General features: G+C 74.0%; 18 protein-coding genes and 1 pseudogene. 12 read left to right on the forward strand and 7 right to left on the reverse strand.

Annotated elements, in window-relative coordinates:
* The first annotated feature begins 5 nt into the window (after positions 1 to 5).
* The 3 genes from BLU95_RS05305 to BLU95_RS05315 all read left to right on the forward strand — a co-directional run bounded on the left by BLU95_RS05305 (position 6) and on the right by BLU95_RS05315 (position 3,527).
* On the forward strand, positions 6 to 953 hold the full coding sequence (locus tag BLU95_RS05305) for an EamA family transporter (RefSeq protein ID WP_162497187.1): 948 nt from the start codon (positions 6 to 8) through the stop codon (positions 951 to 953).
* A gap of 66 nt (positions 954 to 1,019) precedes the next feature.
* On the forward strand, positions 1,020 to 1,658 hold the full coding sequence (locus BLU95_RS05310) for an NAD(P)-dependent oxidoreductase (RefSeq protein ID WP_093858932.1): 639 nt from the start codon (positions 1,020 to 1,022) through the stop codon (positions 1,656 to 1,658).
* Between the two features lie 234 nt (positions 1,659 to 1,892).
* Positions 1,893 to 3,527 (forward strand): alpha/beta hydrolase, encoded by a 1,635-nt coding sequence (locus BLU95_RS05315; protein ID WP_093858933.1) that lies wholly within the window; start codon positions 1,893 to 1,895, stop codon positions 3,525 to 3,527.
* A gap of 171 nt (positions 3,528 to 3,698) precedes the next feature.
* On the opposite strand, the gene BLU95_RS05320 is transcribed toward BLU95_RS05315, so the two are convergent.
* The 3 genes from BLU95_RS05320 to fusA form a co-directional block, all read right to left on the reverse strand.
* On the reverse strand, positions 3,699 to 4,064 hold the full coding sequence (locus BLU95_RS05320; RefSeq protein ID WP_093858934.1) for a hypothetical protein: 366 nt from the start codon (positions 4,062 to 4,064) through the stop codon (positions 3,699 to 3,701).
* Between the two features lie 189 nt (positions 4,065 to 4,253).
* Positions 4,254 to 5,156 (reverse strand): KPN_02809 family neutral zinc metallopeptidase, encoded by a 903-nt coding sequence (gene ypfJ, locus BLU95_RS05325; protein ID WP_093858935.1) that lies wholly within the window; start codon positions 5,154 to 5,156, stop codon positions 4,254 to 4,256.
* Positions 5,157 to 5,475: 319 nt separating this feature from the next.
* Positions 5,476 to 7,650: an elongation factor G gene (gene fusA, locus BLU95_RS05330; protein ID WP_093858936.1), complete on the reverse strand. Its 2,175-nt coding sequence runs from the start codon at positions 7,648 to 7,650 to the stop codon at positions 5,476 to 5,478.
* 677 nt (positions 7,651 to 8,327) lie between these two features.
* Here fusA and BLU95_RS05335 point away from each other — a divergent pair.
* Together BLU95_RS05335 and BLU95_RS05340 are read left to right on the forward strand one after the other, a co-directional pair.
* On the forward strand, positions 8,328 to 9,113 hold the full coding sequence (locus BLU95_RS05335) for a GNAT family N-acetyltransferase (RefSeq protein WP_093858937.1): 786 nt from the start codon (positions 8,328 to 8,330) through the stop codon (positions 9,111 to 9,113).
* A gap of 181 nt (positions 9,114 to 9,294) precedes the next feature.
* Complete coding sequence (locus BLU95_RS05340) at positions 9,295 to 9,606, forward strand: hypothetical protein (protein WP_159424785.1); 312 nt, start codon at positions 9,295 to 9,297, stop codon at positions 9,604 to 9,606.
* Between the two features lie 166 nt (positions 9,607 to 9,772).
* Here BLU95_RS05340 and BLU95_RS05345 read toward each other — a convergent pair whose 3' ends face one another.
* The gene (locus BLU95_RS05345) at positions 9,773 to 10,672 is read right to left on the reverse strand and encodes a spherulation-specific family 4 protein (RefSeq protein WP_093858939.1); all 900 of its coding nucleotides are present in this window, start codon (positions 10,670 to 10,672) and stop codon (positions 9,773 to 9,775) included.
* Positions 10,673 to 10,868: 196 nt separating this feature from the next.
* Entirely contained in the window at positions 10,869 to 11,924 is a 1,056-nt protein-coding gene (locus tag BLU95_RS05350) for an EamA family transporter (RefSeq protein ID WP_093858940.1), read from the reverse strand.
* A gap of 209 nt (positions 11,925 to 12,133) precedes the next feature.
* On the opposite strand from BLU95_RS05350, the gene BLU95_RS05355 reads away from it, so the two are divergent.
* The 5 genes and pseudogenes from BLU95_RS05355 to BLU95_RS05375 all read left to right on the forward strand — a co-directional run bounded on the left by BLU95_RS05355 (position 12,134) and on the right by BLU95_RS05375 (position 15,773).
* Positions 12,134 to 12,643, forward strand: coding sequence for a MarR family winged helix-turn-helix transcriptional regulator (locus tag BLU95_RS05355; protein WP_231978677.1), 510 nt, complete (start codon positions 12,134 to 12,136; stop codon positions 12,641 to 12,643).
* A gap of 245 nt (positions 12,644 to 12,888) precedes the next feature.
* Entirely contained in the window at positions 12,889 to 13,143 is a 255-nt protein-coding gene (locus BLU95_RS05360) for a ribosomal protein L7/L12 (RefSeq protein WP_231978315.1), read from the forward strand.
* Positions 13,144 to 13,253: 110 nt separating this feature from the next.
* A pseudogene (locus BLU95_RS05365) lies at positions 13,254 to 14,069 on the forward strand (class I SAM-dependent methyltransferase).
* Between the two features lie 166 nt (positions 14,070 to 14,235).
* Positions 14,236 to 14,937, forward strand: a complete 702-nt coding sequence (locus BLU95_RS05370) for an AAA family ATPase (protein ID WP_093858943.1) — start codon at positions 14,236 to 14,238, stop codon at positions 14,935 to 14,937.
* Positions 14,938 to 15,041: 104 nt separating this feature from the next.
* Positions 15,042 to 15,773 carry a ribonuclease H family protein gene (locus BLU95_RS05375; RefSeq protein WP_093858944.1) on the forward strand — a complete coding sequence of 244 codons (732 nt, stop codon included), beginning with the start codon at positions 15,042 to 15,044 and terminating at the stop codon, positions 15,771 to 15,773.
* A 58-nt stretch (positions 15,774 to 15,831) separates the two neighbouring features.
* Here BLU95_RS05375 and BLU95_RS05380 read toward each other — a convergent pair whose 3' ends face one another.
* Both BLU95_RS05380 and BLU95_RS05385 read right to left on the reverse strand, forming a co-directional pair.
* Positions 15,832 to 16,158: a hypothetical protein gene (locus BLU95_RS05380; protein WP_159424786.1), complete on the reverse strand. Its 327-nt coding sequence runs from the start codon at positions 16,156 to 16,158 to the stop codon at positions 15,832 to 15,834.
* A 108-nt stretch (positions 16,159 to 16,266) separates the two neighbouring features.
* Positions 16,267 to 16,650, reverse strand: a complete 384-nt coding sequence (locus tag BLU95_RS05385) for a hypothetical protein (RefSeq protein WP_093858946.1) — start codon at positions 16,648 to 16,650, stop codon at positions 16,267 to 16,269.
* 475 nt (positions 16,651 to 17,125) lie between these two features.
* Here BLU95_RS05385 and BLU95_RS05390 point away from each other — a divergent pair, with 475 nt between their 5' ends.
* Both BLU95_RS05390 and BLU95_RS05395 read left to right on the forward strand, forming a co-directional pair.
* The gene (locus tag BLU95_RS05390; RefSeq protein WP_093858947.1) at positions 17,126 to 17,872 is read left to right on the forward strand and encodes a hypothetical protein; all 747 of its coding nucleotides are present in this window, start codon (positions 17,126 to 17,128) and stop codon (positions 17,870 to 17,872) included.
* Positions 17,873 to 18,065: 193 nt separating this feature from the next.
* Entirely contained in the window at positions 18,066 to 19,226 is a 1,161-nt protein-coding gene (locus tag BLU95_RS05395) for a DUF4185 domain-containing protein (protein ID WP_093858948.1), read from the forward strand.
* Positions 19,227 to 19,233 lie beyond the last annotated feature (7 nt).

Genomic DNA, 19,233 nt, shown 5'->3' on the forward strand with positions numbered 1-19,233 from the left:
GCTTAGTGCTAAGGAATCGACTCGCCATCGTGCTGCTGACCGCCCTGGCCCCCGCCATCTGGGGCTCCACCTACCTCGTCACCACCGAACTGCTGCCGCCGGGACGCCCGCTGCTCGCCGGCGTGCTCCGCGCCCTGCCCGCCGGACTGCTGCTGATCGCCCTCACCCGCCGCCTGCCGACCGGCAGTTGGTGGTGGCGCTCGCTCGTCCTCGGCGCCCTGAACATCGGTGCCTTCTTCGCCCTCCTCTTCGTCGCCGCCTACCGTCTTCCCGGCGGGGTCGCCGCCACCGTCGGCGCCGTACAACCGCTGATCGCCGCCGGCCTGTCGGCCGCCCTGCTCGGCGACCGGCTCTCCCCGCGCACCCTCCTCTCCGGCATAGCCGGGGTGGCCGGCGTCAGCCTGCTCGTCCTGCGTGCCGGCGCCCAGTTGGACGCCCTCGGCATCGTGGCCGCGCTCGGCGGCGCGGTGGTCATGGCGACCGGCGTCGTCCTCTCCAAGCGCTGGACCTCACCGGCGCCGCTGCTCGCCACCACCGGATGGCAGCTCACCGCCGGCGGCCTGCTGCTGCTCCCGGTCGCCCTCCTGGTCGAGGGACCGCCCCCGTCCCACCTCACCGGCGCCAACCTGCTCGGCTACGGCTATCTGAGCCTCATCGGCGCGGCCGTCGCCTACGCGCTCTGGTTCCGCGGCATCCGCGCCCTCCCTCCGACCTCCGTCACCTTCCTCGGACTGCTCAGCCCCGTGGTCGCCACCGCCCTCGGCTGGCTGGTCCTCGGCCAGGACCTCTCGCCCGTGCAGGCCCTCGGCGCGCTGATCGTGCTCGGCTCCCTCGTCGCCGCCCAGACCCAGCGCCCGCGCACCCCGTCGAGGACGGTGACGGCCCCGCCCGTCGGCGTACCCTCCGACCACAGCGGTCGACCGGCCGACGACCGCACCCGCCAGTCCGTCTGACCGAGCGCCCGCGTCACCTCCGTCCCGCCGTTCCGATCCGTTCGACCCACCCGAGGAGAACCGCCCATGAACATCACCGTCTTCGGCGCCACCGGCAACGTCGGCAGCCGGGTCGTGGCCGAGGCCGTCGCCCGCGGCCACCACGTCACCGCCGTGCTGCGCGACCCGCACCGCCCGCACACGCTCCCCGCCACCGTCCGGATCGCCACCGGGGACGCCCGCGACCCCGAGGACGTCCGCCGCCTCGCCGCCGACCAGGACCTGCTGGTCACGGCCACCCGCCCGGCCCCCGGGCGGGAGGACGAACTGGCCGTCGCCACCAAGGGTCTGCTCGCCGGACTGGCCGGCACCGGCGTCCGACTCCTGGTCGTCGGCGGCGCCGGAAGCCTCACCGTGCCCGGTGGCGACGGCGTCACCCTCGCCGACTCCCGGGACTTCCCCGCCGCCCTGCTGCCCATCGCCAACGCCTGCGGCGAGCAGTTCTCCCTCTACCTCGCCGAGACCGAGGTCGACTGGACCTACCTCAGCCCCTCCGCCCTGCTCGCCCCGGGCGAGCGCACCGGACTCTTCCGGCTCGGCCGCGACGAACTCCTCGTCGCCCCCGACGGCACCTCGACCATCTCCATGGAGGACCTCGCCGTCGCCCTCCTCGACGAGGCCGAGCGGCCCGCGCACCGCCGCGTCCGCTTCACCGCCGGCTACTGAGTGCCGTCCACCAGCATGCCTCCCCCCGCCCGCTCCGCCCGAAACACCCCATCACCGACACGGTGGTGTGTTTCGGGCGGAGTCGTGTGACGACACGTCAACTACTGGACGAGGCCGTCACTCCGGAGGACGGCCGGCTGCACCGGGCCACCGGTTCGGGGTGGTGCAGGCACCACCGGAAAGACGGGTGCGCACCTGATCGACCACGATCGATCCGACCGTCAGGATCGTGCCATGACCACACGAGACCTGACCCGTACCAGCACCCCCAGCACAGGTACCTCCGCCACCGGTACCTCCACGACCGGCGCCCCCACCAGCGGAGCCTTGGCCCGCCGCGTCCGCCGAACCGGGCCCGGCCGGCGCACCGCCGCGCTGCTCACCCTCCTCGCCCTCGCCTCCACCACCGGCACCGCCGGTGCCGTCGCGGCGCCCACCGGGGCGGCCGCCGCCGTCCCCACCCGCTACGCCCACCAGCAACTCACCTGGCAGACCTGTGCGGAGGAGGCCACGCTGGAGTGCACCACCATGACCGCACCCAGGGACTGGCACCACCCGGGCCGCGGCCCGGACATCACCGTCGCGGTCTCCCGGCACCGCGCGACCGATCCGGCCCGGCGGATCGGCACCCTGCTCACGGCCGCGGGCGGCCCCGGCGGCGAGGGGCTGCTCCGCCCGGCCGACCACGTGCGCAACGCACCCGCCCTCGGCGCCTCCTACGACATCATCGGGTTCGACCAGCGCGGCGTCGGCCACAGCACCCGGGCCGTCTGTCGGACCACCGAGGAGCTCCGCTCCTTCTTCGCCGGGGACTTCCGCGACGACACGCCGGCCGACCGTGCCCGCGTGATCGCCGGCTCCGCCGCCTTCGCCGCCGACTGCGAGCAGCGCAGCGGCGGCCTGCTGCCCTTCCTGACCACCGAGCAGACCGCCCGGGACATCGACCTGCTGCGCGCCCTCCTCGGCGAGCGCCGGATCAGCTACTACGGACCCTCCTACGCCACGATGATCGGCGCCTACTACGCGACGCTCTTCCCGCACCGGATCGAGCGGATGGTGCTGGACAGCAACATCGGCTTCGACGACACCTGGGAGCGGTTCCAGTCGGGCCAGCCGATGAGCTTCCAGCGGCGCTTCGAGGAGGACTTCCTGCCGTGGCTCGCCGCCCGCGACGGCGTCTACCACTACGGCACCACCCCCGCCGAGGCGAAGGCCCACTGGGAGGCCCGTCGCGCCGCACTCCACGAGCACCCGATCGTCGACGGCCGGCTCACCCTCGGCCCGAACCAGCTGGACAACGGCACCATCCAGGGCATCTACCGCGAGAGCAACGGCTTCGCCCAGCTGGCCACCGCGCTGACCGCACTCGACGACTGGCCGGGCGCCGACCCGGCCGCCCGCACCACTGCCCGGCGGGTCTTCGGCGACTACCTCGGCCCGGGGTTCCTGGCCGAGTACTTCGCCGTCACCTGCAGCGACACCCCCTGGGACCGCGACCTCTCCCACTGGGCCGCCCGGGGCACCGAGAACACCGCCCGCTGGCCGCTGGTCGGGGCCCGCACCCTCGCCTTCGCCGCCGTCTGCGCCTCCTGGCCGACCCCGACCGCGCCCCGGGTCCGGGTCACCGGCGCGGGCCTGCCCCCCACCCTGATGCTCAACTCGGTGCACGACCCCGCCACGTACTACGAAGCCGCCCTCTCCGCCCACCGAGCCCTGAGCGGCTCCCGCCTGGTGACCGTCACCGGCAACGGCGACCACGGCCAGTACCCGGGCCCCAATGCCTGCGTCCGCAACGTCGTCGAGTCCTACCTGCTGACCGGCGCGGCCCCCGCCGACGACCTCACCTGCCCCTCCCCCACGACATCCTGAAGGGCGGGACGCGTGGCACGGCCGACCACGGAACGCCCCGCCGCCGGGTCTCCCCCCGGAGGACCCGGCGACGGCGCGCACGGCGGGTGCGGGCGGCGGCCCGCCGGTTCAGGGACTCAGGCGCTCAAGGGCGAGCGGCCCGGGCGTCCAGGGGCTGAGGCGATCGGGGACTCAGGGGCGGTCCAGGGTGATGGAGTTGATCGGGGTGAGGTCGGCGTAGACGCCAGCCTGGGCGGCGATGTCGTAGCCGCAACCCCCGCCGTTGGAGCGGGTGCACAGGTGGGCATGGGCGCCGCCGGACTGGTTGTTGAGCACCCAGTGCCAGCCGTACTGGTTGTGGAGGTTGTGGGGGCCGTAGCTGTAGAAGACATCGGTCGGCGGCCGGCTGGTGTCGGAGTCCTGGGGGTAGATGCAGACAGCCCCGTACGGACACCCGTCCCAGGAACCGTCGGCCGCCTGGGCGCCGGAGCTCCCCATCGTGGTGACGGCGGCCGCCGCGAGGGCGAGCGCGGCGAAGGTGTGCATGATCTTGCGCATGGTGGTTCTCTCCCATTTGCCGGTCCGGCCCGGATTCGGCCGGTGTTCAGCAGCGTAGGAAGCCACCGCCCGCAGCGGTCCCTGACATATGACAGGGTGGCGCGGGGCCGGGCCTCACGACACGGAGCGCGCCACCGGCGGCGCACCAGCGGCGGCGCACGATGGGCGACGCACGACCGGGAGCACGGGTCAGCTCGACGTCGCGAAGGTGTCGCAGCGGGCCGGGTCGCCGAAGCGGTAGCCGGCGGTGAACCAGGCCTTGCGCTGGTCCGAGGAGCCGTGGGTCCAGGTGTCCGGGTCGATCCGGCCGGTGGACTGCTTCTGGATCCGGTCGTCACCGACGGCCGCCGCCGCGTCCAGTCCCTGGGCGATGTCCTGATCGGTCAGGGTGCGGATCAGCGGCCGACCGGTGGACGCCTGCGGGGTGGTGGTGGCGTGGTGGGCCCAGACACCGGCGTAGCAGTCCGCCTGGAGTTCGAGCTTCACCGAGGCGCTGTTGGCACCCTGCCGGTCGCGGCCGACCTTCTGCATGGTGCCGGTCAGGTTCTGGATGTGGTGTCCGTACTCGTGCGCGACGACATAGGCCTCGGCGAACGGGCCCCCGGAAGCGCCGAAGCGGGTGGCCAGCTCGTCGAAGAAGCCGAGGTCGAAGTAGGCCCGCCGGTCGGCCGGGCAGTAGAACGGGCCGACCGCCGAGCTCGCCGCGCCGCAGCCGGTGGACACCCGCCCGGTGAACAGGACCGTCTCGGCGGGGCGGTAGGCCACCCCGGACCGGGGCAACTGACCACCCCAGTAGTCCTGGAGACTGTTGGTGACGGCGACGATCCGGCAGTCCTGACGGCTGTTGGCGTCGGCACCGGTCCGGCAGACCTGTTGCACCTCACCCGCCGTGGTACCCCGGCCGGACCCGGCGCCCGTGTCTCCTCCGCTGTCGGAGAGCCCGAGGACGCTCGGGTCGACACCGAAGAGCACCGCGATCAGGACGGCGATCAGACCGGCCGCACCACCCCCGACAGCGACCTTCCCGCCGGGGATGCGGCGCCGGTCGTCGACCTGCGAGGTGTCGAGGTCGCCCTGATCGTCGAACTGCATGCCTGCCGTCCCTGGTGGTGCCGACGGCGCCCGTAGACGCCGCGCGACCGGCCGCGGCCGCCACGCCACGCTAACCGCTCACCCGTCACCTCCGAGGAAGGACGCGCAGGTCAGAGGCGGTTCTCCGCCCTCCCCGGGCGGAGCACCGCCGAACGGGCCGAACGGGCCGAACCGGGCACCGCCACCACCCGCCCACCATCTGCCGACCGCGCGCCCAGCAGCTTCCCACCACCTGCCCACCATCTGCCCACCGCTCGCCCACCACCAGGCCGACGGTGCCGCCGGACCCACCCGTAGGCGGGTCCGGCGGCCGACCCGCCTACCGGGCGGCGGCCGGTGCCGGGGCGTACCCGGCCGGACGAGTGGTGAACGTGCCCCGGCCCTGGGTACGGCTGCGCAGGGCGGTGGCGTAGCCGAACAGCTCGGCCAGCGGCACGACCGCCGTCACCGAAGCCGTCGCACCGTGCGGGTCCGAACCCTGGACCCGCCCCCGGCGGGCGGCGAGGTCACCGAGGACGCCGCCCACCGCCTCCTGCGGCACCGTCACCGTCACCTCGACGACCGGCTCCAGCAGCACCACCCGGCAGGCGCGCAGCGCGTCGCGGAGCGCCGTCCGCCCGGCGGTGCGGAAGGCGAGGTCCGAGGAGTCCTTGGTGTGGGTGGCCCCGTCGGTCAGGGTGACCCGCAGGCCGGTGACCGGGTGGCCGCCCAACGGGCCCTCGGCGAGCGCGTCCCGGCAGCCCGCCTCGACCGCCTGGACGTACTCCTTCGGTACCCGCCCGCCGGTCACGGTGGACGCGAACACGAAGCCCCCGCCCTCCTGCGCGCCGACCGGCCCGTCCAGCGGCGCCACGTCGATCACGACCTGGGCGAACTGGCCGGCGCCGCCGTCCTGCTTGACGTGACGGTGGACGTGACCGGTGACTCCGCGTTCGACCGTCTCCCGAAGGGCGACCTGCGGGCGGCCGACGGTCACCTCCAGACCGTTGTGATCACGGCGGATCTTCTCCACCGCCACCTCCAGGTGCAGTTCACCCAGGCCCGAGAGCACCCGCTGCCCGGTCTCCGGATCGGTCCGGACGACCAGCGACGGGTCCTCCTCCGCCAGCCGGGCCAGCGCGACCGCCAGCCGGTCGGTGTCCACCGAGCGCCGCGCCTCGACCGCGACCGTCACCACCGGCTCGGCGGTGACGGGCGGTTCGAGGACCAGCGGCGCGCCGGGCGCGCACAACGTGGCGCCCGTGCGCGCGGCCTTGACCCCGATCACCGCGACGATGTCCCCGGCGACCGCCGAGTCCGTCTCGGTGTGGCTGTCGGCCTGCACCCGCAGGATCCGGGCGATCCGTTCGGTACGACCGGTCGTGGCGTCCAGCACGGTGTCCCCCTTACGCAGCGTTCCGGTGTAGAGGCGCAGATAGGTCAGTCGGCCGGAGGCGGTGACGTTCACCTTGAACACCAGCGCGGTGAGCGGACCGGCGGGATCGGCGGCCCGCTCCACCTCCGCGCCCTCCGCGCCCTCGGCACCCTCCGCACTCTCCGCACTCTCCGCACCCACGGAGGATCCGCGCACCGCGGGGACGTCCAGCGGTGAGGGCAGGTAGGCCGTGACGGCTGCCAGCAGCGGTTCGACACCTCGGTTGCGGTAGGCCGATCCGCACAGCACGACCACGGCCTCTCCGCTACGGGTGAAGTCCCGCAGCGCGGCGGCCAGGGTCGCGGTGGAGAGTGCAGAGTGCTCGTAGTACTCCTCCAGTGCGGCCGGATGGAGCCCAGCCACGGCCTCGTCCAGCCGTCGGCGCCGGTGCTCGGCCTCGGCCCGGAGCTCCTCCGGCACCGGCACTTCCCGCAGGCCGTCCCGTCCTGGGCCGTCGTCCCAGGTCAGAGCACGCATTGTCAGCAGGTCGACGACGCCGATGAAGTCGCCCTCCCGCCCGACGGGCAGTTGGACGGCGAGCGGGACCGGGTGCAGCCGTTCCCGGATCGAGGCGACGGCCGCGTCGAGATCGGCTCCGGCCCGGTCCATCTTGTTGACGAAGGCGATCCGGGGCACGCCGTGCCGGTCGGCCTGGCGCCAGACGCTCTCGCTCTGCGGCTCCACCCCGGCGACGGCGTCGAACACCGCGACCGCTCCGTCCAGCACCCGCAGCGAGCGTTCGACCTCGTCGGCGAAGTCGACGTGTCCGGGGGTGTCGATGAGGTTGATCCGGTGGCCGTCCCAGAGGCAGCTGACGGCGGCGGCGAAAATGGTGATGCCGCGTTCGCGCTCCTGCGGGTGGCAGTCGGTGACGGTGGTCCCGTCGTGGACCTCGCCGCGCTTGTGGGTCTCGCCGGCCAGGAAGAGGATCCGCTCGGTGACGGTGGTCTTGCCCGCGTCCACGTGGGCCAGGATGCCCAGGTTGCGGACGGTGTTGATGCCGGCCAGGACGGCGGCGGCAGCAGCGGTGCTGGTGGTGGTGGTGACGGCGGTGTGCGTACGGCGGACGTCGGTGCGCATGGCCCGGTGCCTTTCGAGGTGGAACGAGGTGCTGGGGGCAGCGCGATTGCGGCGACGACGTACCCGGCCGGGCCGGCCCGCCCCGTCCGGTCCACCCCACGAACCCACCCCCGCCCCTCCCAGCCCGGCCCGGCCCGGCCCGGCCCGGCCCGGCCCGGTCACCACGATCAACATGATCGATCTGATCGACGTGATCGACACGGGGACGGCGGTGGTCGAGCACCCGATGACGGCACCCGGGGCACCCGGGGGCCTGGGAACCCACAGGCAGAAGAAGAAGAAGAAGGAGGAGAGCAGCAGAGCCGGAAGGGCGGCGGACGACCGGAGGAGTGACCCGAGGTCAGCGGTGCGTCGCGCGGATCCGGTGCCGGCCGCGCAGCGGGCACCGGAGGAACGAGGACACCAGGATCACCTCGAACCGGGACGAGGGGACGACGGCAGCGGTGCGGTGTCGCACGACCGATCCTCCCTCGGCTCATCACGGCGCGCGCACCGCCACCGGAACCACGGCGGTGCGTCTCTGGCTGCCGAGTGTAGGGAGCGGACCGCCTCCGGGTCACGTGGTTTTCCCGTTCCCCCCTCGCGCCGGCCCTCGGCGCACCGGCCTTGTGACGAAAGTGTCCTGATCGTGCAACAGCACCGCGTACGCACCGACCGGGGCGCCTAGGCTCCGCCGCATGAGTCTCTCAACTGCCGACGTCGTCGCCGCCGGTGCGGCCTGGGTGTGGAAACCGGACGACGCCGAGGTGGTCGAGACCGCCGAGTACACGATCCTGCGACTGCCCGAGCATGTCGCCTTCGACCTCTCGGTGGTCTCCTTCACCCCGGCCGGTCCACTCCCGACGGCCGTCGAAGCGGTCCTCGACCGGGCCCGCGCCTTCGGGCCGCCGATCCTGGACTGGCAGGTGCCGGTCGGCTCCCCCGCCGGCCTGGCCGCCGAACTCGCCTCGCGGGGAGGGCGGGTGAAGCTCGGCCTGGAACTTCTGGCCGCGGACCTGAGTGGGGGCGCGCCCCCACTGCGGCCGCCGACGGTGGACATCTCGCTCCGCTGGGCGACGGACCCGGCGACAGCGCGGGACGCGGCGGCGATCGAGGTCACCGGGTTCGGCGGCGCGCTCCCGCCCGAGCAGCGGATCGAAGCGACCGCGGCGAGGGTCGCGAAGGCCTTCCCGGCCGGCGAGGGCGGCACGGTCGTCGCCCATGTGGACGGTGAACCGGCCGGCTGCGGCGGCGTGTCGATCGTGGACGGGGTCGCACGGCTGACGGGCGGCGTGGTCGCGCCGCCGTGGCGGGGCCGGGGCGTGTACCGGGCATTGCTCGCCGCCCGGCTCTCCTACGCGGCGACGCACGGGGCGACCATGGCCCTGGTCAAGGCCAACAGCACCACGTCCGGCCCGATCCTGCGCAGAAGCGGCTTCACCGCCTTCGGGCCGGAACCGGTCTACGCCGTCCCCCTGCACTGAGACCCCGCAGCGCAGCACCGTCCCCGAACCCCTGCGGACGGACCCGCCCCCGGACGGACCCGCCCCCGGAAGGAACCGTCCCGCTCCTCCCGCACGTCGAAGGGCGTGTGCGTACGCACCGGCCGCCCACCGCAGCCGTGCGGAGTCGTCGGTGTCGGAGGAATCCGGGGAGGCTCTCCAGGTGTTGATCCCACTCGTCCTGCTGGTCGCCGGTGTCGGCCTGGTCCTCGTGGGCGCCGACAAGCTGAACGGCGCCGAACCCACCTGCTACGGCCGGCCCATGTCACCCGGCGAGATCTGCCACGTCCAGGTGAAGGGCTCGTTCGGTGAGGGCATGCCGGAACCTCACGACACCACCTACCAGGAGCAGTTGGACAGCATGACCAGCGGTGGCTGGACGGCGATCGGCTTCGGAGTCGTCCTGCTGGCACTCGCGGCCGTGATCATGATCTCCTGGACCGTCGCCGCCGCCCGGCGGGACCGGGAGTACTGAGGCGCGACGCACTCCGTCCTCACCCTCCACCCGCCAGGCCCGCGCCGCACCCCACCGCATCGCCCAGGCCGAATCCCACCGGCCGCATCGCGCCCGGCCGCTCCTCCGGGGACATCACTCCCCGCAGGAGCGGCCGGACCGACCAGACCGGACCGGTCCGCGCCCGTCAGCCCTTGGCGGCCGCGTACGCGGTCTCGGCGGAGAAGCCCCAGCCCGGGGCTTCGTCCCAGGGCACCAGCAGTTCGTCGTCCGTGGCGTAGACGTACCCGGCGCCCCGGGTGAACGCGGCGTCGAGGGCGGTGCGCATCGCGGCCCGGTCCGGGGTGTCGTACACCAGGTGCCAGAAGGCCGTGCCGCTGGCGTCGAGGGTCGCGCCGGAGTAGTAGCCCGCCGTGGGGTTGAAGACGTTGCCGCCCAGCCAGGCGCCGGTGTAGTCGTCGTAGTCGCCCTCGAAGGTCACGAAGACGTCGGCCGTACGGTGACCGGGTTCGAGGTAGCAGTCGGCGACGGCGGTTCCCGGGTTGTTCACCACCAGGTCCTGGGCCTGCGGGGCGACGGCGTAGACGGTCTCCTGGACGTAGCGGCGCAGGTCCGCGTAGTAGTCGCGGGCACTGTCGCCAGGGCCGCAGTCGCGCCCGGTCTGGTCGAAGAAGATGCCGTCGACGTGCAGCCGGTGGTCGGCCGTCCTCAGGTAGTTGTCGACGACCGCGCGGACGGCGGACTGCGGGAGCGAACCGTGGCCCGTGTCGACGTAGCCCAGCACCCGGGTGGCGGTGCCGTGCGCGGTGACCCCGGCACGCAGCGCGTCGGCCTGCGCCTGCCAGGCCGCGTCGAAGGGGGCGTAGCCGTTGGACGGGTTGAGGACGACGATCGACGGTGCCGGGCGGGCGCCCGCCGCGGCGACCAGCATGGCCTCGCCGGGCAGGACGTAGGCCGGCACGGCGACCTCCAGACCGTGGGGTCTTTCGGTGGTCGCCGCGTCGGCCCCGCCGGGGGACGCCAGCGCGGCCGCGGTGAGCGCCACGCCGGCCAGCAGGACGGGCAGGGTCTTGGTGAACGAACGCATCGGGTCCCTTGCTCGCAGAAGACAGGAAAGCCGGAGAGGGCTCCCCCGCGGCGCCCGGGCACGGTCGGTCCAGCCCCTCGCGCCCCGTCCCCTCCACCCGCCCCGGCCGGGTCGGGCGCTCCCATTCCTACCGGTCCGATCCGCCCCTGGTGGCCAACTTTCGGTGAACGCAAGGAAGTTCGAGCAAGCACCGACGTCACTCGGAATCTCTCCGAGCACTCCTGCCCCATCCGTCCCCAGCGCCACTGCCCCCACCGGCGCCGCTCCCAGCCCCTCCGGCGCCCCCTCCGACCGCCCTTCCGACCACGCCCGCCGCCACGCCACGCCCGGACGGGCCGCCTCCGAGGCCGGCCTCCGAATCACCCCCTGAACCACCCCCTGAACCACGCCCCCGACCACCCCCCGAACCGGGCCGCGGGCGGCCGAGCGCGACCCCCGCCAGGACCAGCAGCAGCCCGGCGACCTGCGGCGGGCCGAGCCCCTCGCCCGCCACCACGGTGCCGAGCAGCACGCCGGTCAGCGGATTGAGCAGCCCCAGCAGCCCGACCGTGCCCGCCGGCAGCCGGCGCAGGCCCGCGAACCAGGCGGCGAAGGCCAGCGCGGTCGCCACCACCGCGACATAGCCGAAGGCCGCCGACTCCCGCCCGGTGGGCACCACGGGCGGGCCCTCGACCAACACGGCCAGGGGCAGCAGGACCAGTCCGCCCGCCAGCAGTTGCCAGGCGGTGGTGGCGAGGACGTCCGCCCCCTCCCGCCAGCGGGCGGCGAGGACGTAACCGAGCGAGGAGACCAGCATCGCCGCCGCCGAGGCGGCCAGGCCCGGCAGGCTGACCGGTTCGCTCCTGGCCAGCAGCATCAGCCCGACGCCGGCCAGGCCGACCAGGGCTCCGAGCAGGTGCGCCCGGGCGGGGCGGGCGGCGGTCAGCACCCAGGCCAGGAGCAGCATCGCGAGCGGCGAGGCCGCCATCACGGTGGAGGCGACGCTGGTGGCCAGGGACTGCGAGGCGACGTAGAGCAGGACGAAGAATCCCGCCGTGTTGAGCAGCCCGAGGACGGCCGTGCGCCACCACCAGGCTCCCCGCGGCCGACGCGGGCGCAGCGCGAACAGGAGCAGTCCGGCGGGCAGGGCCCGCAGGGCGGCCCCCCAGAGCGGGCGGTCCGCCGGGAGGAACTCGCGGGTGACGTAGTAGTTCGCGCCCCACGCCACCGGCGCGACGGCGGTCAGCAGCACCCATCGAAAACTTGCTTCCATGGAAGCCAATATACCTTCCATGGAAGCTATAGCGTTAGGATGGAGCCATGGCACCCACGCCCACCGACTCCGACCACGGCCCCAGCACCCCTGCGGCCACCGGTCCCGCGGCCACCATCCCCTCGGGCGCCCCCGCGCACACCGGCCGCGCGGCCTCCGACCGTGCAGGCCAGGACCGTACGGCCCGGGACCGTACGGCCCCCGACCATGTGGCCACCATCCAGGCCGAGTGGCGCCGGGAGCGTCCCGACCTGGACGTCTCCCCGCAGGCGGTGATCGGACGCCTGCACCGGCTGTCCGGCCGGCTGACCGAGGAACTCTGCCTGGTCTACGGCCGCTACGGCCTCGGCGAGGGCGAGTTCGACGTGCTCGCCGCACTCCGCCGGGCGGGCGCACCGTTCGAACGGGCACCCGGGGAGCTCGCCGCCCGCACCATGGTCACCACCGGCGCCATGACCAAGCGCATCGACCGGCTGGAACGGGCCGGTCTGGTCACCCGCCGCCGCAGCGAGGCGGACGGCCGGGGCCGCGTGGTGGCACTCACCGAGGCCGGCCGACGGCTGTTCGACGAGGCCTTCACGGCACACATGCGCAACGAGCACCGCCTGCTGAGCGTCCTCACCCCCGAAGAGGCGGCCGCCCTGGAGACCCTCCTGACCGCTTGGCAGCGCCGGCTCGACCACCCCGAACCGCCCCCGGCCGGACACCCGGAGCCCTGACCCGGCGTCCCGGCGGCCCGGCGTCCCTGCGGTCATCGGGCCCCCGGGACCGCCGACAGGGCCGAGGGTGCCGGGCCCCCGCCGCTGGGCGGCCGCCCGGGAACGTGTGCGGACCGCCGTGCCGCCCCGGGACGGTGCCCGACAGGTGAGAGCAGGCCGCATCGCCGGTCCGCTGCCGCAAAATGCCCGCGAACCGTCGGGCACACGTTCTAGGCTGCCTTCCACCCCTGGAGCGAGGAGGCACCTTGACGGTCGAGCACTTCACGCTGATCTGCGACAACGTGCCCAACGACGTGGTTCTGACCGACTTCGGACCCCGGGTGATCGAGGTCGTGAAGGTGCTCCGCCGGCGCACGGAGCTCGGCCTGTGGCAGAGCAGGTCGCTCCTGGACCGTCTTCCGGCGACCGTCCTCGAGGACGTGTCGCAGGAGAGGGCCGAAGCCACGGTCCGTGAACTCCTCGCCGTGGGGGCCAAGGCCGAAGTACGGGAACAGAGATAGCCGCCGAACGCATGCGTGGCGGAGCCGAAGGGGAGGGAGCGGCTGTGAACGAGCCTCGTCACCTCGGCGCTCCGCCGCCCTCATCACCCCGACGACTCAAGGGCGGGTACATGTCCGAGTTCTCCGTGCGGGACTTCTACGACCGGTTGGCCGGTGACTACCACCTGATGTTCCGGGACTGGGACGCGAGCGTGGCGCACCAGGCCGGGGTGCTGGGCGAGTTGGTCCGCCAGGGTCTCGGGCCCGGGCCGCAGCGGGTGCTCGACTGCTCGTGCGGGATCGGTACCCAGGCGATCGGGCTGGCCGCGGCCGGGCATCGGGTGGTCGGCGGCGACCTCAGTCCGGTCGCCGCCGCCCGCGCCTCGGCCGAGGCGGCGGCCCGGGGCGGCCGGGTTCCGGCCGTTGCGGCGGACATGCGCCGACTGCCCTTCGCGGACCGGGCCTTCGACGCGATCGTCTGCGCGGACAACTCGCTGCCGCACCTGCTCTCCGGCGAGGACGTCCGGACGGCGCTCCTCGGCATGGGGCGGGTCCTCCGGGAGGACGGACTGCTGATGGTCACCGTCCGGGACTACGACGAGGCCCGGCGGGCCTGACCCACCACGACGCCTCCGCAGGTCTCGGGGACGAGTGCGGGAAAGGTGATCACCTTCCAGCTCTGGCACTGGCACGAGGACGGTGAGCGCTACGACCTGGAGCACTTCCAGCTCGTTCCCGCGGGAGGCACCTGGGACGTCCGGGTCCGCCGGACCACCTACTGGGCGCTGACGCGCTCGCAGTTGACGGAGTTCGTGGCCGGGGCCGGTTTCACCGACATCACCTGGCACAGCCCGGAGTCCAGCGGCTACTACCAACCGGTACTCACCGCCCGGAGCGGCGGCCCGGACGGCGGTTCCGTTCCCCCCGCGCGCTTCGTGCGGCCGTGACCGGCCGAACGGACCCACGGCCGAACGGACCCACCGCCGAACCGACCCGCAGGCGAACCGAACCACGGCCGAACGACCTCCTGAGCCGGCGGCCCCGGGCAGGCGGCCCCCGGCAGGCGGGGAAATCCGGATGATCCGCCCGGATCCCGCACGATAGTGTCGTCGGATGCCGAAACGGACCTGGGAACTCGTACTGCTCGGTGGCGCCTCCGGCGTCGGGAAGAGCGTGGCGGCCGCACGGATCGCGGCGGCGACCGGCGCGTTCGTGGTCGAGTTCGACGACGTGGTCGCCGCCGTCCAGGAGCTCACCACCGCCGAACAGCACCCGGCACTGCACCATTTCGACGGGCCCGACGCACCCGGGCGCCCCGAGGACGTGTGGGCCCCCGGGCACGTCCTGGAGCTCCAGATCGCCACCGCCGAGGCCCTGGAACCGGCCGCGCTCGGTGCGGTGCGCAACCGGCTGACCGTCCCCGTCCCGGCCGTGATCGAGGGCGACTACCTCACCCCCGCCGTCTGCGCGCGGGCCGTCGCCCTCGGGAGGGCGACGGGCCGGGACGTCCGGGCGGTGTTCCTGCACGAGGGCGACGCGGACCGGATCGCCGCCAACTACGCGGCGCGCGAACCGGCGAGCGGCGACCAGACGGGCCGCGCCGAGGTCGGTGCCCGGTACTCGCGCTGGCTCGCCGACAAGGCCCGCCGGCACGCGCTCCCGGTGGTCGACTGCCGTCCGTGGAGCACGCTCGCCGATCGCCTGGACGCGGCACTGGACGGAGCACTGGACGCGGCTCCGAAGACAACTCCGAGGACAACTCCGAGGACGACCCCGGACACGGCTCCGGACGTCGCTCCGACCGGCACACCCTGACCGACGCCTCGGCGGCAGGAGCGGCGTACCCTCGCGGGAGGCGCCGTGGCCCGGACGGACCGCCGTGGTCCGGGGGACACCGCCCGTCCTGGCATGATCGCCGTATGAACGACCGAATCATTGCCGCCTGTGACGGGGCGGCCAAGGGAAACCCGGGCCCGGCGGCCTGGGCCTACGTGGTGGCGGACAGCGCCGGGGTGCCGCAGCGCTGGCAGGCCGGACCGCTGGGGCACAGCACCAACAACGTGGGCGAACTCACGGCGCTGGAGCGGCTGCTGGCCGCCACGGACGCCGCCGTTCCGCTGGAGGTGCGGCTGGACAGCACCTACACCCGTGATTCGGTCACCAAGTGGCTGAAGGGCTGGAAGCGCAACGGCTGGAAGACCGCCGCGGGCAAGCCGGTCGCCAACCAGGAGCTGATCCAGCGGATCGACGAGCTGCTCGACGGGCGGGACGTCACCTTCGTCTACGTGCCCGCCCACCAGGTCGACGGCGACCCCCTGAACGCCGTCGCCGACAAGGCCGCCAGCGACGCCGCCCGCACCCAGGAGGCCGCCGGCGGAACGGCCGCCGACCTCCCCGTGCCGGACCCGGCCGCGAGCGGCCCGGCCCGCGGCGGAGCCTCGCGCGGGGGTGCGGCCAGGACCGGCACCCGAAGCGCGGGTGCCGCCTCCCCGGCCGCCGCGAAGCGCCGGTCCTCGGGCAGCGCTCCGACGCTGTCCGCGCGCTTCCCCGGCACCTGCCCGTGCTCGCGGCCCTACGCCAAGGGGGACAAGATCACCAAGGTGGGCGGCAGTTGGGGCCACCCCGAGTGCGCGACGGCCGCGCAGGACTGAACTCCCGCGCCCGGGCCGCCCCAGGGGTTGCCGAAGGATCCTTGACGGCCCGGGCGCCTCAGGCGCCGTCCGCCGTCCGCCGCTCCGAGCGGCGGGCCCGGAGCCAGCCGAGGGCGGCGACCAGTCCGACCGTGCCGCCGACGCCGATCTTCACGGCGCCCTTGGCGACCAGCCAACCGAGGCCGGGAGCCGTCCAGCCCAGCCCGTGCAGCACGAGGAGTATCACCAGCGCGCCGCAGACGGCGGCGAGCACGGTGACCAGCACGGCCGCGCCGGTGGACAGTTCGCGCTCCTCCGGCTCCGACGCGCGGTCCCCGGCCGTCAGCACCCGGGCTTCCGGCGCCGGGGCTTCCGGCGCCGGATCGTTCGTTCCCCCAGTGTTCATGGGGTGAGTCTAACGACGGGCCGACCCGCCCGGTCCCCGCCGATCGGCGCCTCCCTCCGCGTCCGGCCCCCGCCGATCGACCCCTCCTCCTCGAGGACTCCCCCGCCGTCAGCGCCGGGCGTGGTGGGTGTCCCCGGCGTGCTCGCCGGTCTCCCGGTCGGGAAAGCTGACGGCGAGGGTGACCCGGTACTCGAAGACGTCGTCGCGATGGCCGGGGACACGTGCCCAGGCCAGCGAGTGCACCTCGGCCTCCGGCGCCTGCCGGCACCAGGCGGCGGCCTCCTCCAGGGCGCGGGCCGCCGAACGCCCGGTGCACACCACCGCGGTGTACGCGGCCACCGCGAGGTCCCCTCCGCTCCGGCCGCCCCGGGACGCGGCCCGGACGGCGGCCGCCGCGTGGGTGAGGTCGCGGGCCAGGTCGTCGACGACTCTCGGCGGCGCGGGCAGCGCGGCCGGGGCCTCGACCACGGTCTCCGGCAGGTTGGTGCTCATTGTCAGGGCCTCCGTCCCTCAGGTGTCCCACTGGTCGCGCGACCCGCCCCGTCCCGGGATCCGCCTGATCACCGGCTCAGGATGACGGGCCGCCGTTCCTGGCATGACCACTTTCACCAGAACGTCACCCGTCCGGGGAAGACGCCCTCCGGTCCTCGACAGCGACCCGACCGCACTGGTATGGAGGGGTTCCGCATCCGGCCTGGTCAGTCGCTCGGCCGAGGGCGCCGCCGGGAGCCCGGCCGCACGTGCGCGTACCACCCCCGTGCCCCGGACCGCCGTCCCGACCCCCGGAGGCGCCGGCTCCGCGCCCGCGACGGGCTGTCCCGGCGCCCGTGGCCCGGCGGTCTCCGCTCCCGTGACCGGGTTGTCCAACTCCCGTAGCCGGAACGGGAAATATCGGCCCGTTCCCGGCCGTAGGATCCTGCCACCACGCAGTCCGCCGCACCGGTGGACGACCATCGGAGGGGGTTCCATGGACCGAAGGACACCGATCACGCCCCGCACCCGGATCACGTCGGGCCGCCGGTACGCCTGGCTGCCGGCGCTGGCCCTCGCGGCCGTCGCGGTGGCCGGCTGCTCCTCCTCGGGCGGCGGATCCACCGCGGCCTCCGCGCCGCCGAGCACCGCCGGCAGCACCACGGCCCCCGGTACCGGCACCACGCCCGGCACCACACCCGGCACCGCGAACAGCCCGGCGGCCACCAGCCCCGCCGCACCGCCCTCGGCCGCCCCCACCCCCGCGTCCCCGGCCGCCACCACCCCGGCCGCCACCACCCCGGCCGGTACCACCCCGGCCGGTACCACCAAGCGCCCCGCGGACGCCTGCACCCTCCTCACCTCCCCGCAGGTCGTGGCCGCCGTCGGTACCGCCGGCCCGTTCAACGGCACCCACCCCGACAAGGTGGACGGCAAGGAAGTCTGGGGTTGCACCTGGGGCTCCCGGCAGTCCTACGCCCACATCCGGGAGACCTCCCCCACCGTCCTCGCCGCACTGAGGACCAACCCGGACTACACGCTCACCCCGCTCCCGGGCGTGGGCGAGGAGGCCTACCTGGTCCAGCGCAAGGACGGCTACCGGCCCGAGGTGTACTTCGTCTCCTCCGGACGCCTCTACTCCGTCGAGGTGGTCAAGGACCGGGGCCCGAACGACGAGGCCAACGCCCCGGCCGAGGCGGCGGCGGCGAGCGGGCTGGCGCTCGCCCTGTCCAAGCTGGTCTAGCCGGCGTCAGGGCCGGCCGGGAGCGGACCAACGCCTCCGGCCTACGCAGTTCGGGTGAAGGTCCGTCCACCGACCGATGCGGCGAGCACCCGGCACCATAGTCTCGGTGACGGACCGTCACCGCCACCACCCGGATGCCCGCGGTCCGTTCGCAGCCGCGGGAACGCGGCTCTCCGGAAGGGCCATCGGCACCATGACACACACATCGGACGGACACGTGGCGGCGACCGGCGGGCAGGCAGGGACGACCGCCGGGCACGCAGGGACGACCGCCGGGCCCTCCCGCCGCGAGCTCCTGAGGATCGGCCTCGGGGTCGCGGTGGGGGCGGGGGCGATCACTGCGGGCGCCCCGGCGGCGGTCGCCAACGGTCCGTACGACCCGACCGCTCCGACGATCACGGTCAAGGTGAAGAACCTCAGCGGCCCGGCCGAGACCGGGCGGTTCGGGGCACCGTGGACGGACCTGGGCATCCCCGTCCGCTGCCCCGACGGCTCCATGCTCTTCGTCTGCGGCGACACCTTCGGCGGCGACCGGGTCCCCGAACCCGATTGGAACGCCCCGGTCGGCCTGCGGTCCGGCAGCGCGGACCTCGGCAACCTCCGCATCGACGACGTCGTCCGCGGCGCCCACGGCATCAGCCTCGTAGAGGAACCGCACAACCCGGTCGGCAACGACTTCACGACCGCGATCCCGTCCGACGCCTTCGTCGTCGACGGGGTGATGTACATGCACCTCATGCGCGGCGTCATCTACGACACCCACCACACCGACTTCTGGCGCTCCACGGACAACGGCAACACCTGGGAGTACCTCTGCCAGTGGCCGGGGGACCTGCACGGCGGACAGTTCCAGCAGAAGACCTACGCCGTGGCCGACGACGGCTACTGCTACGTGCTGTCCACGGTCTTCGACCGTGACGTGCAGTCGGGCATGCTGCTGCACCGGGTGCGCCAGGACCGCCTCGGCGACCCCGACGCCTACGAGCCGTGGGGCTACGACGGCGGCTGGCGGTGGGGCGCGTCCCCGACCTCGGTGTTCGGCACCCGCAAGTGGGGCGAGCTGTGCTTCCGCGCCATGGACGGCAAGTACGTCCTCACCTGGCTCAACACGGACCCGCTGTCGATCAGGGCGATGGTCTTCCCGCTCCCGACCTCCGACCTGACCAGGACGCCGGAGCAGACCATGGTCCTGCCCTGCGCCCCGGGCCAGGAGGTCGCCAACCTGGTCGCCGCCCCGTACGGCGGCTTCGTCGTCCCCGGCTCCACGTTCGGCAACTTCCACATCGTCGTCAGCCAGTGGTACGACCCGACGAACTACCGGATCATGCAGTACCGCAGCGCCCTGCTGTCCTGACCGGGGA

Origin of the sequence: Streptomyces sp. TLI_053 (assembly GCF_900105395.1) — a bacterium.
GTDB lineage: Bacteria > Actinomycetota > Actinomycetes > Streptomycetales > Streptomycetaceae > Kitasatospora.